At 65.3% G+C, this 12970-nt stretch carries 15 protein-coding genes and 1 pseudogene; all 16 read left to right on the top strand.

The window, feature by feature from the left end; all coding sequences use genetic code 11:
* Positions 1-67 precede the first annotated feature (67 nt).
* On the top strand, positions 68-1093 hold the full coding sequence (locus V6M48_RS03775; RefSeq protein WP_332811190.1) for a L,D-transpeptidase family protein: 1026 nt from the start codon (positions 68-70) through the stop codon (positions 1091-1093).
* Entirely contained in the window at positions 1090-1746 is a 657-nt protein-coding gene (locus V6M48_RS03770) for a M23 family metallopeptidase (protein WP_332811189.1), read from the top strand. The genes V6M48_RS03775 and V6M48_RS03770 overlap by 4 nt, the downstream gene beginning before the upstream one ends.
* Before the next feature lie 54 nt (positions 1747-1800).
* Positions 1801-2364 carry an elongation factor P gene (efp, locus tag V6M48_RS03765; RefSeq protein WP_332811188.1) on the top strand — a complete coding sequence of 188 codons (564 nt, stop codon included), beginning with the start codon at positions 1801-1803 and terminating at the stop codon, positions 2362-2364.
* Between the two features lie 86 nt (positions 2365-2450).
* Complete coding sequence (locus tag V6M48_RS03760; protein WP_332811187.1) at positions 2451-3269, top strand: inositol monophosphatase family protein; 819 nt, start codon at positions 2451-2453, stop codon at positions 3267-3269.
* 141 nt (positions 3270-3410) lie between these two features.
* On the top strand, positions 3411-3788 hold the full coding sequence (gene ndhC, locus V6M48_RS03755) for an NADH-quinone oxidoreductase subunit A (protein ID WP_332811186.1): 378 nt from the start codon (positions 3411-3413) through the stop codon (positions 3786-3788).
* Positions 3779-4333: a NuoB/complex I 20 kDa subunit family protein gene (locus V6M48_RS03750; RefSeq protein WP_332811185.1), complete on the top strand. Its 555-nt coding sequence runs from the start codon at positions 3779-3781 to the stop codon at positions 4331-4333. The genes ndhC and V6M48_RS03750 overlap by 10 nt, the downstream gene beginning before the upstream one ends.
* A gap of 16 nt (positions 4334-4349) precedes the next feature.
* Positions 4350-4994, top strand: a pseudogene (locus V6M48_RS03745) (NADH-quinone oxidoreductase subunit C); the annotation flags it as partial.
* A gap of 11 nt (positions 4995-5005) precedes the next feature.
* A complete protein-coding gene (locus V6M48_RS03740) occupies positions 5006-6259 on the top strand; it encodes an NADH-quinone oxidoreductase subunit D (protein ID WP_332811184.1) in 1254 nt (417 codons plus the stop codon).
* Positions 6259-6909 carry a complex I 24 kDa subunit family protein gene (locus V6M48_RS03735; RefSeq protein ID WP_332811183.1) on the top strand — a complete coding sequence of 217 codons (651 nt, stop codon included), beginning with the start codon at positions 6259-6261 and terminating at the stop codon, positions 6907-6909. Before V6M48_RS03740 ends, V6M48_RS03735 begins: the two co-directional genes overlap by 1 nt.
* Positions 6906-7082, top strand: coding sequence for a hypothetical protein (locus V6M48_RS03730; RefSeq protein WP_332811182.1), 177 nt, complete (start codon positions 6906-6908; stop codon positions 7080-7082). Before V6M48_RS03735 ends, V6M48_RS03730 begins: the two co-directional genes overlap by 4 nt.
* Entirely contained in the window at positions 7075-8367 is a 1293-nt protein-coding gene (nuoF, locus tag V6M48_RS03725; RefSeq protein WP_332811181.1) for an NADH-quinone oxidoreductase subunit NuoF, read from the top strand. The genes V6M48_RS03730 and nuoF overlap by 8 nt, the downstream gene beginning before the upstream one ends.
* Positions 8367-10373, top strand: a complete 2007-nt coding sequence (gene nuoG / locus V6M48_RS03720) for an NADH-quinone oxidoreductase subunit NuoG (protein WP_332811180.1) — start codon at positions 8367-8369, stop codon at positions 10371-10373. The genes nuoF and nuoG overlap by 1 nt, the downstream gene beginning before the upstream one ends.
* Positions 10374-10500: 127 nt before the next feature.
* On the top strand, positions 10501-11547 hold the full coding sequence (gene nuoH, locus V6M48_RS03715) for an NADH-quinone oxidoreductase subunit NuoH (protein WP_332811179.1): 1047 nt from the start codon (positions 10501-10503) through the stop codon (positions 11545-11547).
* The gene (nuoI, locus tag V6M48_RS03710; RefSeq protein WP_332811178.1) at positions 11544-12026 is read left to right on the top strand and encodes an NADH-quinone oxidoreductase subunit NuoI; all 483 of its coding nucleotides are present in this window, start codon (positions 11544-11546) and stop codon (positions 12024-12026) included. The genes nuoH and nuoI overlap by 4 nt, the downstream gene beginning before the upstream one ends.
* A gap of 36 nt (positions 12027-12062) precedes the next feature.
* Positions 12063-12674 (top strand): NADH-quinone oxidoreductase subunit J, encoded by a 612-nt coding sequence (locus tag V6M48_RS03705; protein WP_332811177.1) that lies wholly within the window; start codon positions 12063-12065, stop codon positions 12672-12674.
* A gap of 13 nt (positions 12675-12687) precedes the next feature.
* A partial coding sequence (nuoK, locus tag V6M48_RS03700) for an NADH-quinone oxidoreductase subunit NuoK (protein WP_332811176.1) occupies positions 12688-12970 on the top strand: 283 nt, incomplete at its 3' end.

Raw genomic sequence — 12970 nt, 5'->3', positions numbered from 1 at the left:
CGCCCGCGGGAAATAAGTTTCGGCTCCGGCGTTGATCGCCCGGGATACCCCCAGCTGGAGTCAGCCTGTGCCGCGTAACAAATCTGCGATCGCCATTCTTCTCGCCTGTGCCGCCGTCATTCTGCCCGGCGCCGCTCCACAACCCAAGTCTCCCGCCCAGGGATCGGCCACGCAACGGCCGGCGATCGACGGCGCGACCTTGCACGCCCAGGTGCTGCTCGACCGCGCGGGCTTCGCGCCCGGTGTCATCGACGGCAAGAAGGGCATGTCTTTCGAGGAAGCGGTCAAGGGCTTTCAGATGTCGCGCGGCCTCAAGGTGACCGGCACGCTCGACCAGCCGACCCGCGCGGCGCTGCTGCGCGACCGCGCGCCGGCGACCGTGCGGCTGCGCATCGACGAGAGCGATGCGCGCGGGCCGTTCGTCCGGGCTATCCCGAAGGACCCCGCCGACCAGGCGAAGCTGGACTGCCTGTGCTACCGCAACCTGCTCGAGAAGATCGCCGAGAAATTCCATACCACCCCGGCGACGATCATCGCGCTCAACAATCCGCGGATGGCGCTCAAGGCCGGCACCGTGCTGCGCCTGCCCAATGTGCTCCCCTCATCGCGCGACTATGGCAACGTCAAGCCGGACGTCGCGCATATGCTCAGCGGCCTCAACGTCAGCGGCGGCCTGCCCAAGGCCGCCCGGATCGTCGTCGACAAGTCCGACGGCGTGCTTCGCCTGTTCGCCAAGGACGGCAGGCTGATGGCGCAATTCCCGGCGACGATGGGAAGCTCGCATGATCCGCTGCCGCTCGGCCGCTGGAAGGTCACCACGGTCGCCTACAATCCGCCGTTCCACTATCAGCCGGACCTGTTCTGGGACGTCGCCGACAGCAAGGAGGAGCAGAGGCTCCCGCCCGGTCCCAACGGCCCGGTCGGCGTCGTCTGGATCGACCTCACCAAGGAGCATTACGGCATCCACGGCACTTCCGCGCCCGAGACGATCCAGCGGGCGCAAAGCCACGGCTGCGTGCGGCTCACCAATTGGGATGTCGCGCGGGTCTCGCAGATGGTAGAAGACGGCATGCAGGTGATCTTCCAGGCTTGAGCGGCTTCAAGCTCATCGCGACCAACATCCTGACGGCGTTGGTGACGGCAGCGGCGACCAGCGTCTTCTGGGTCGCGGCCTATCAGAATGGGCGCGAGGAGCGTGCCGACGGTGCCTCCGCCGGTCATCCTATGCGTCATCACCAGCGTGGCGCTTCAGCCCAGCCGCAGGCTCGATCTGAGCGATTGCGGCTTGCGCTCGGCCCGACCGGTCTCGCGCTTCCGGTCGCAGGCGTGAGGCCGGCGCAGCTGATCGACACGTTCACGCAGGCGCGTGCCGGCGGCGCACGCGTGCACGACGCGATCGACATCATGGCTCCGACCGGGACGCCGGTCGTCGCCGCCGCGCCCGGCACGGTCGAGAAATTGTTCTTCAGCCAGGGCGGCGGCGGGATCACGGCCTATGTCCGCTCGCCCGATCACCGCTGGCTCTATTATTACGCGCATCTCAACGATTATGCGCCCGGCCTGCGCGAAGGCCGGCCGGTTCGGCGCGGCGACCCGATCGGGACGGTCGGCAGCACCGGCAACGCCAATCCCGCGGGGCCGCATCTCCATTTCGCGATCCTGCACATGCGCCCCGGCGACAAATGGCACCAGGGCACGCCGATCAACCCGTACCCGCTCCTTGCCCGAAAGCGCGGCGGCGGTTAAGGCCCGCTGCGGCTGTTGCAATATGGCCGGCTCTTTCAAGATGGCGAGACGAACATGAAAATCAGCGGCGTGGACATTCGTCCCGGCAACATCATCGAATATGAAGGCGGCATCTGGCGGGCGGTGAAGATCCAGCACACCCAGCCCGGCAAGGGCGGCGCCTACATGCAGGTCGAGATGAAGAATCTGATCGACGGCCGCAAGAACAACGTCCGCTTCCGCTCCGCTGAGACGGTCGAGAGGGTCCGCCTCGACACCAAGGATTTCCAATATCTGTTCGCCGACGGCGACCAGCTCGTGTTCATGGACAAGGAGACCTACGAGCAGGTCACCTTGCCGCGCGACCTGATCGGCGACCCCGCCGCATTTCTCCAGGACGGCATGGACGTGGTGATGGAATTGTACGACGAGCGGCCGATCTCGGTTCAGCTCCCCGACCAGATCGAGGCGACGATCGTCGAGGCCGACGCGGTGGTCAAAGGCCAGACCGCGTCCTCGAGCTACAAGCCGGCGATCCTCGACAATGGCGTGAGAGTCATGGTTCCGCCGCACATCTCCTCGGGAACGCGGATCGTCGTCGACGTTTACAGCCAGGAATATGTCCGCCGCGCTGAATAGTGGCATCGAAGGGCAGTCCGCTGCCCGCACATGCTCATCGACCCCTCCCGCGAGCGGGAGTGGGTAGCTCCGTTCGGAGAATGAATTTGGTAGCCCATTCCGGCCTGATCACCGTCATGCAGCGCGCCGCCCGCAAGGCGGCGCCGCGCCTGCGCCGCGATTTCGGCGAGGTCGAGCTGCTCCAGGTCAGCCGCAAGGGCCCGGCCGACTTCGTCTCGATGGCCGACAAGCGCGCCGAGCAGACCTTGCTCGAGGAATTGCGCCACGCGCGTCCCGACTGGGGCTTCCTGATGGAAGAAGCCGGAGTCATCGAGGGGGATCCCGCCAAGCCGCGCTGGGTGATCGATCCGATCGACGGCACCTCGAACTTCCTCCACGGCATTCCCCATTTCGCGATCTCGATTGCGGTCGAGGAGCCGCGCGGCGGAGGATGGCGCGGCGATATCACCCAGGCCTTGGTCTATCAGCCGCTCACCGATGAAAGCTTCTGGGCCGAGCGGGGCAGGGGCGCCTGGCACAACGAGCGGCGGCTGCGCGTCTCGTCGCGCCGGGACCTCGCCGACACGTTGATCGCGACCGGCGTTCCGTACAAGGCGCACGGCGATCTGCCGCGCTTCACCCGCATCCTCGAGGCGGTTTCGCCCGAGGTCGCCGGCATCCGTCGCTTCGGCTCGGCCGCGCTCGATCTCGCCTGGGTAGCTGCCGGGCGCTTCGACGGTTTCTGGGAGGAGGATCTCCAGCCCTGGGACATCGCCGCCGGCATCCTGCTGGTGCGCGAGGCGGGCGGCTTCGTCACCGATTTCCGCGGCGGCGACCGGGCGCTCGAGCTTGGCCAGGTGCTCGCGGCCAACGACCAGATCCACTCGCGCCTGCACAAATTGGTCGGCGGCGCGCTGCGGAATTAGCGCCGCTCGCTGTCGGGAGCGGGACCGTACGGTGCGTCGCGGCGCCGGCGAGGAATTCCGCCCTATTTCACCGATCCAACCGGTTGCGTGCGTCGGTGGGCTGGCCTAGAAGCCGCGTCATCTTGAGCCTGGAGAATCTCGATGGCGTCCGTCGCCGCCGAATATCTGCCCATCCTGCTGTTCCTGGGAGTCGCGCTGGCGCTGTCGACCTCGTTCGTGTTCAGCCCGATGCTGGTCGCGCGGCTGACCGGCGCGCACAAGCCCTATCCGGACAAGCTCGCCGAATATGAATGCGGCTTTCCCGCTTTCGAGGATCCGCGCAGCCAGTTCGACGTCCGCTTCTATCTGGTCGCGATCCTGTTCATCATTTTCGACCTCGAAGCGGCGTTCCTGTTTCCCTGGGGCGTGTCGTTGGGGGAGATCGGCATCGCCGGCTGGGCCTCGATGATGATCTTTCTTGCCGAGCTCGCGCTCGGTTTCATCTACGCGTGGAAGAAGGGTGCGCTCGAATGGGAGTGATCCTCGATCCCCGCCATGAAAATCAGCGCCCGGCCGACCTCCAGCAGCCGGATCCGCGCTTTTTCAACGATTTGACCGGCGAAGTTGCTGACAAGGGCTTTCTGGTCACCTCGACCGAAGACCTTTTCCAATGGGCGCGCACCGGTTCTTTGTGGTGGATGACGTTCGGCCTTGCCTGCTGCGCGGTCGAGATGATCCAGGCGAACATGCCGCGCTACGATCTCGAGCGCTTCGGCGTCGCACCGCGAGCGAGCCCGCGCCAGTCGGACGTGATGATCGTCGCCGGCACGCTCTGCAACAAGATGGCGCCTGCGCTTCGCCGGGTCTACGACCAGATGTCCGAGCCGCGCTACGTGATCTCGATGGGAAGCTGCGCCAACGGCGGCGGCTATTACCATTACAGCTATTCGGTGGTGCGCGGCTGCGACCGCATCGTTCCGGTCGACATCTATGTTCCCGGCTGCCCGCCGACGGCCGAAGCCCTGCTCTATGGCGTCATGCAGCTGCAGCGCAAGATCCGCCGCATCGGCACGATCGAGAGATGATCGGTACCCGCTGACGATGAGTCATTCTGCCCCGAAAATCGCGCCCCGCGAGGGCATCATCGACGCGGTCGCGGCGGCGATCGGCGACGCGTTCCTCGAGGCGAAGGACGTCGTCGACGAAGTTTCGATCACCGTCCGGCGGGAGAGCATCGTCGACGTGCTGCGCACCTTGCGCGACCAGTTCGAATATCAGCAGCTGATGGAGATCGCCGGCGTCGATTATCCCAGCCGCCCGGAGCGCTTCGAGGTGGTCTACCATCTCCTGTCGCTGACCCGGAACCACCGCATCCGCGTCCGGGTCACGACCGACGAGGAGCAACCGGTTCCCTCGGTGACCGGGCTGTGGCCGGTCGCGGGCTGGCTCGAGCGCGAGGTGTTCGATCTGTTCGGCGTGCTGTTCGACGGCAACGACGATCTGCGCCGCATCCTCACCGATTACGGCTTCCGCGGCCATCCCTTCCGCAAGGACTTCCCGCTCACGGGCTATGTCGAAATGCGCTATTCCGAGGAGCAGAAACGGGTCGTCTACGAGCCGGTTCAGCTCGCCCAGGATTTCCGCGCGTTCGACTTCCTGAGCCCCTGGGAAGGCGCCGAATATATCCTCCCGGGCGACGAGAAGGTCCAGGGCGAGGCGCCCGGTGCGCCGACGCCGGCCAAGGCGGGCGAGAAGAAATGACCGACAGTCGGGCCCTCACCCAGGCGCAGGATCAGGCGCGCTCCGAGCAGGAGATCGCGCGCACCGGCGCGACCCGTGCCGATATCGCCAATTACACGATCAATTTCGGCCCCCAGCACCCGGCCGCGCACGGCGTGCTTCGCCTCGTGCTCGAGCTCGACGGCGAGATCGTCGAGCGGGTCGATCCGCACATCGGCCTGCTCCACCGCGGCACCGAGAAATTGTGCGAATACAAGACCTACATCCAGTCGATCCCCTATATGGATCGCCTCGATTACGTCTCGCCGATGTGCATGGAGCACAGCTATGTGCTGGCGATCGAGAAACTGCTCGATCTCGAGGTCCCGTTGCGCGCGCAATATCTTCGCGTGCTGTTCGCCGAGCTGACCCGGATCGGCAATCACCTGCTCAACATCGGCAGCCATATCATGGACGTCGGGGCGATGACGCCCAATTTGTGGCTGTTCGAGCCGCGCGAAGACATGATGAATTTCTACGAGCGGGTGTCGGGTGCGCGGCTGCACGCCAATTACTTCCGCCCCGGCGGCGTCCACCAGGACGCGCCTCCGCAATTGCTGGAGGACATGGACCGCTGGATCGACGACAGATTGCTGCCGATGTTCGAGGATGCGATCAGCCTCGTCGCCGACAACCGTATCTTCAAGCAGCGCAACGTCGACATCGGCATCGTCTCCAAGGAAGATGCGATCGCCTGGGGATTCTCGGGGCCGATGATCCGCGCCGCGGGCATCCCCTGGGATATCCGCAAGTCGCAGCCCTACGACGTCTACGACCGCATGGATTTCGAGGTTCCGATCGGCACCAGGGGCGATTGCTACGACCGGATGATGGTCCGGGTCGAGGAGCTGCGCCAATCGGCGCGGATCATGAAGCAATGCCTCCGCGAAATGCCCGAAGGCCCGATCGCCTCGTTCGACCGCAAGGTCGTGCCGCCCAAGCGCGGCGAGATGAAGCAGTCGATGGAAGCCCTGATCCACCACTTCAAGCTCTATACCGAGGGCTTCCACGTCCCCGCCGGCGAAGTCTATGTCGCGACCGAGAGCCCGAAGGGCGAATTTGGCATCTACCTCGTCGCCGACGGCACCAACAAGCCGTATCGGGTCAAGATCCGTCCGACAGGCTTCTCGCACCTCCAGGCGATGGATTTCATGACCAGGGGCCACATGCTCGCCGACGCCACCGCGATCCTTGGTGCGCTCGACATCGTGTTCGGGGAGATCGACCGCTGATGGCCGACCATCTTCCCAACAGCCTCGATGAGGCCGAAGTCCGCGCCCGCTGGGGCGGTTTCGCCTGGACGAGCGAGAATGCGGCGCAGGTCAGGGTCGTGATCGGCCGCTATCCGCCCGGCCGCCAGCAAAGCGCGATCCTGCCGTTGCTCGACCTCGCCCAGCGCCAGGTCGGCGCCGAGACCAATACCCAGGGTTGGCTGCCGATCCCGGTGATCGAATATGTCGCCAGGGCGCTCGATATGCCGTTCATGCGCGCCTACGAGGTCGCGACCTTCTATACGATGTTCAACCTCGCGCCGGTCGGCCGCTACCATGTCCAGGTGTGCGGCACGACGCCGTGCCTGCTGGCGGGGTCGGACGACGTTTTCGCGGCCTGCGCGGCAAAGGGGCTCAAGAAGGGTGCCACCACGCCCGACGGCCTGTTCACCCTGACCGAGGTCGAATGCCTCGGCGCCTGCGCCAATGCGCCGATGGTCCAGATCAATGACGACAATTACGAGGATCTGACCTTCGACGGCACCGCTGCGATCCTCGACGCGCTCGCGCGCGGCGAGACGCCGAAGCCGGGGCCGCAGGTCGATCGCCAGACCAGTGCCCCGATCGGCGGCCCGACGACGCTTCGTCACATGATGGAGAAGCAGGCATGAGGTCGCTCGGCTCCGCTGTGATCGCCATAATCGTCGCGGTGGTCGCGATCTGGCTGTTCATCAAATTGCTCGGCGTCGCGCTGAAGCTGGTCGCCATCCTGATCGGGGTCGGCCTGGCCGTGGCCGCTTATTTCTTCGTCGAGCGTCTGATCCGGGGAGCGGGCCGTGCTTGAGGACAAGGACCGTATCTTCACCAACCTCTACGGCTATCAGTCGTGGAACCTCAAGGCGGCGCAGAAGCGCGGCGATTGGGACGACACCAAGCAGCTGATGACGGTCGGCCAGGACGCGATCATCGACGAGGTCAAGAACAGCGGCCTGCGCGGGCGCGGCGGCGCGGGCTTCCCGACCGGCATGAAATGGTCGTTCATGCCCAAGGAGCCGACCGAGGGCCGGCCCAACTTCCTGGTCATCAACGCCGATGAATCGGAGCCGGGAAGCTGCAAGGATCGCGAGATCATCCGCCACGATCCTCACAAATTGCTCGAAGGCTGCCTGCTCGCCGGCTTCGCGATGCGCGCGCGCGCCGCCTATATCTACATCCGCGGCGAGTTCATCCGCGAGGCCGAGACGTTGTTCGCCGCGGTCCAGGAAGCCTATGATTATGGGCTGCTTGGCAAGAATGCCGCCAAGTCCGGCTACGATTTCGACATTTTCGTCCACCGCGGCGCCGGCGCCTATATCTGCGGCGAAGAGACCGCCTTGCTCAACAGCCTCGAAGGCAAGAAGGGCTTCCCGCGCTTGAAGCCGCCGTTCCCCGCCGGGGCCGGCCTCTACGGCTGCCCGACCACGGTCAACAATGTCGAGAGCATTGCCGTCGTCCCGGCGATCCTTCGCCGCGGCGCCGGCTGGTTCAAGAGCTTCGGCCGCGAGAAGAACGAGGGCACCAAGCTTTTCCAGCTCTCGGGCCATGTCAACACACCCTGCGTGGTCGAGGAATCGATGTCGATTCCGTTCCGCGAGCTGATCGACAAGCATGGCGGCGGCATCCGCGGCGGCTGGGACAATCTGCTCGCGGTCATCCCCGGTGGCTCCTCGGTCCCGCTCGTGCCGGCAAACCAGATCATCGATTGCCCGATGGATTTCGATGGCCTGCGCGAGCTTGGCTCGGGCCTCGGCACCGCGGCGGTGATCGTGATGGACAAATCGACCGACATCGTCCGCGCGATCTCGCGCATCTCCTATTTCTACAAGCACGAAAGCTGCGGCCAGTGCACGCCCTGCCGCGAAGGCACGGGCTGGATGTGGCGGATGATGGAGCGCCTGCGCACCGGCGACGCCGAGGTCGGCGAGATCGACAAATTGCTCGACGTCACCAAGCAGGTCGAGGGTCACACCATCTGCGCATTGGGCGACGCCGCGGCCTGGCCGATCCAGGGCCTGATCCGCCATTTCCGTCCGGAGATCGAGCGGCGGATCGCGGAGCGCGAAGGCCCAGCGCTGGAGGCGGCGGAATAATGCCCAAGGTCAAAGTAGACGGCATCGAGGTTGAAGTCCCGGCGGGCGCGACGGTGCTGCAGGCGTGCGAACTCGCCGGCAAGGAAGTGCCGCGCTTCTGCTTCCACGAGCGGCTGACGATCGCCGGCAATTGCCGGATGTGCCTCGTCGAGGTGAAGCCGGGGCCCCCCAAGCCCCAGGCGAGCTGCGCGCTCCCGGCTGCCGAAGGCCAGGAAATCAGCACGATGACGCCGATGGTTAAGAAGGCGCGCGAAGGGGTGATGGAGTTCCTGCTCATCAACCACCCGCTCGATTGCCCGATCTGCGACCAGGGCGGCGAGTGCGATCTCCAGGACCAGGCGATGGCCTATGGCCGCGGCCACAACCGCTTCGACGAGAACAAGCGCGCGGTCACCGAAAAATATATGGGGCCCGTGGTCAAGACGATCATGACCCGCTGCATCCATTGCACCCGCTGTGTGCGTTTCGCCGAGGAAGTCGCCGGGGTCGAGGAGATCGGCGCGATCAACCGCGGCGAGAATATGGAGATCACCTCCTATCTCGAGGGCGCGGTGACCTCGGAGCTGTCGGGCAATATCGTCGATCTCTGCCCGGTCGGTGCTTTGGTCTCGAAGCCTTATTCGTTCGAGGCGCGCCCGTGGGAGCTGCGCAAGACTCCCGGCATCGACGTGATGGACGCGGTCGGCACCAACATCCGCATCGACAGCCGCCAGCGCGAGGTGATGCGCGCGCTCCCGCGCATCAACGAGGACGTCAACGAGGAGTGGGCGCACGACAAGACGCGCCACGCGGTCGACGGCCTGCTGCGAAACCGGCTCGACCGGCCGTGGGTGCGCAAGGGCGGCAAGCTCCAGCCGGCGAGCTGGGACGAGGCATTTGCGGTCATCGCCCGGCAGCTCCAGGGCGCGAGCGGCGATCAGATTGCCGCCATCGCGGGCGATCTCCAGGATCTCGAATCCGTCTTTGCGATGAAGCAGTTGCTCGCCACTCTTGGCTCGACCCTGCATGAGTGCCGCCAGGATGGCGCGCGCTTCGATGTGTCGACCCCGGGCGCCTATCGCTTCAATGCGACGATCGCCGGCATCGAGCAAGTGGGCGCGATCCTGCTGGTCGGCAGCAATCCGCGCTGGGAAGCGCCCTTGGTCAACACCCGCATCCGCAAGGCGATCAAGGCGGGCGCAACCGTCTTCCACATCGGCCCCGAGGTCGATCTCACTTATCCGGTCGTCCATCTTGGCACCAATCTCTCGCGCCTGGCTGATCTTCCGCGCGATGTCTCAGACGCATTCTCGAAAGCCGGCAACGGCGCGGTGATCGTCGGCATGGGCGCATTGCAGCACGAGGACGCCTATCAGGCCGCCCGCGCCGCCGCCGGCGCGCTCGGGGCCAGCTTCAACCTGCTCCACACCGCCGCGTCGCGGGTCGGTGCGCTCGACCTCGGCTTCGTTGCCGACGGCGGCATCGACGCGATTCGCGCCAAGGCCGGCCAGCTCAAGGCTTTGTTTCTGCTCGGCGTCGACGAAACCGACCTTTCGGCCTTCGCCGACACCTTCACCGTCTATGTCGGCAGCCACGGCGACCGCGGTGCCCAGGTCGCCGACGTGATCCTGCCCGCCGCCGCCTACACCGAGAAGCACGGCATCTACGTCAATCTCGAAGGCCGCGTGCAATATTCCGAGAAAGCGGTCGATCCCCCGGGCGATGCGCGCGAGGATTGGACGATCTTGCGCGCGCTTTCCGACGTGATCGGCCGGCCGCTGCCGTTCGACAGCCTCGGCGATCTGCGTGCGGCGATCGGCGCCGCGCACCCGCATCTCGCGACCGCCGGCCTGGCAGCGTTCGAGGCGCCGGCCGCAGCGGGCAAAGCCGGCAAGGTCGACGGCGAGATCGCCTACCCGATCGAGGATTTCTACCTCACCAACCCGATCGCGCGCTCGTCGCCGACGTTGCAGCGCTGCTCTGCGGAAATTCTCCACGGCCAGACGTTCGCGGAGGCGGCCGAATGATGGTCATGCTTATTGCCCGTCACCCCAGCGAAAGCTGGGGTCCAAGCAGTGCCTTCCACCCCTATGCTGTGGCCGGCATCGTCTGGATCCCAGCCTTCGCTGGGATGACACGGAAGGAGCCGGTGGCATGACCGAATGGTTCCAGGGCACGATGGGCAATGGCGTCGGCTGGTTCGTCGCCACCTTGATCCTGATCCTGATGATCGCCTTGCCGCTGATGCTGTCGGTGGCGATGATCATCTATGCCGACCGCAAGATCTGGGCGGCGATGGCGCTGCGCCGCGGGCCCAACGTCGTCGGCCCGTTCGGCCTGCTGCAAAGCTTCGCCGACGGCTTGAAGGTCTTCCTCAAGGAAACGATCATCCCGTCCGCGGCCAATCGCGGCCTGTTCCTGCTCGCGCCGATCATCACCTTCACCGTCGCGCTGATCGCCTGGGCGGTGATCCCGTTCGGACCGAAGATGGTGCTCGCCAACATCAACGTCGGGCTGCTCTACATCCTCGCGGTGTCGTCGCTCGGCGTTTACGGCGTGATCATCGCCGGCTGGGCGTCCAACTCCAAATATCCTTTCTATTCGGCGCTTCGCGCGGCCGCGCAGATGGTGAGCTACGAAGTCTCGATCGGCTTCGTGCTGATCCCGGTGGTGATGTGGGCGAACACGTTCAACCTGAGCGGCATCGTCCTGGCGCAGCAGAGCCATGTCTGGCTGATCAACGGCTTCGGCTTCAATCCTCTGTTCCTGCCGCTGGCGGTGATCTTCCTGATCTCGAGCATGGCCGAGACCGCGCGCGCGCCGTTCGACCTCACCGAGGCGGAATCGGAGCTCGTCGCCGGTTTCCAGACCGAATATAGCTCGATGAGCTTCGCGCTCTTCTGGCTCGGCGAATATGGCAACGTGCTGCTGATGTGCGCGCTCAACGCCACCTTGTTCTGGGGCGGCTGGCTGCCGCCGATCGACTGGGCGCCGCTCTACGCGATCCCGGGCATCTTCTGGCTGCTCGCCAAGGTCATGCTGTTCTTCTTCATCTTCAGCTGGGTGAAGGCGACGGTGCCGCGCTTCCGCTACGACCAGCTGATGCGGCTGGGATGGAAGATATTCCTGCCGATCTCGCTCATCTGGGTGGTCCTGATTTCCGGCTATCTGATGGTCTTCCGCTATGGAGCCCTCTCATGATCGCGCATTGGATCAAGTCGTTCTTCCTCTGGGAGTTCGTCAAGGCGCACTGGCTGACCTTGAAATATTTCTTCAAGCCCAAGGCGACGCTCAACTATCCCTATGAGAAGAACCCGCTGTCGCCCCGCTTCCGCGGCGAGCATGCGCTGCGCCGCTATCCCAACGGCGAGGAGCGCTGCATCGCGTGCAAGCTCTGCGAGGCGGTTTGCCCGGCGCTGGCGATCACGATCGAGGCCGAGCCGCGCGAGGACGGCAGCCGCCGCACGACGCGCTACGACATCGACATGACGAAGTGCATCTATTGCGGGCTGTGCGCCGAGGCCTGCCCGGTCGACGCCGTCGTCGAGGGTCCGAACATGGAATTCTCGGTCGAGGACCGCGCCGAGCTGATCTACGACAAGGCGAAGCTGCTCGATAACGGCGATCGCTGGGAGCGTGCGCTCGCCGCGAACATTGCCGCCGATGCGCCTTACCGTTAAGCCGCCAGCGAATCTCAAGGGCCCGATAAAAAAGACGTGATTCAAGCCTTCGCCTTTTACCTGTTTGCCGTCGTCACGATCGCCAGCGGTGTGCTGACCATTGGGTCGCGCAACCCGGTGCACAGCGTGCTGTGGCTGATCCTCGCCTTCTTCAACGCGGCGGGGCTGATGCTGATCATCGGCGCCGAATTCATCGCGATGCTGCTGGTGATCGTCTACGTCGGCGCCGTCGCCGTGCTGTTCCTGTTCGTCGTGATGATGCTCGACGTCGATTATTCCGAGCTGCGCGCCGGCGTGGCGCGCTACTGGCCGTTCGGAGCGGTGCTCGCTTTGGTCCTGCTCGCCGAGATCATCTTCGCGGTGGCGGCCTGGAACGCCGGCGGCATCGCGACCGGGGTCAAGGCCGCGCCGGTCGATCTCGGCGTGCCGAACATCCAGGCGCTCGGGACGGTGCTCTACACCCGCTACCTGTTCATTTTCGAAGGCGCGGGGCTCGTCCTGCTGGTGGCGATGATCGGCGCGATCGTGCTGACGCAGCGCCGCCGCCGCGGCGTGCGGCCGCAGAACGTCTCCGACCAGATTCGGCGCCGTCCGCAGGATGCGGTGCGCAATATCGACGCGCCGGTCGGGCAGGGGGTGGAGCTGTGATCGGAGGCCTCTCATGATCGGCCTGGGCCATTATCTTGTCGTCGGCGCGATGCTGTTCGTGCTCGGCGTGTTCGGCATCTTCCTCAATCGGAAGAACGTGATCGTCATCCTGATGGCGATCGAGCTCATCCTGCTCGCGGTCAACATCAACCTCGTCGCCTTCTCGGCGTTCCTCGGGGACATGGTCGGCCAGGTGTTCGCGATGTTCGTGCTCACCGTCGCCGCCGGCGAAGCCGCGATCGGGCTCGCGATCCTGGTCATCTACTTCCGCGCCCGCGGCACGATCGCGGTCGACG

Origin of the sequence: Sphingomonas sp. (assembly GCF_036677245.1) — a bacterium.
In the GTDB taxonomy this organism is placed as follows: domain Bacteria; phylum Pseudomonadota; class Alphaproteobacteria; order Sphingomonadales; family Sphingomonadaceae; genus Allosphingosinicella.
The sequence above is the reverse complement of the archived record's forward strand: the minus strand, read 5'-3'. Positions and strand labels throughout refer to the sequence as shown.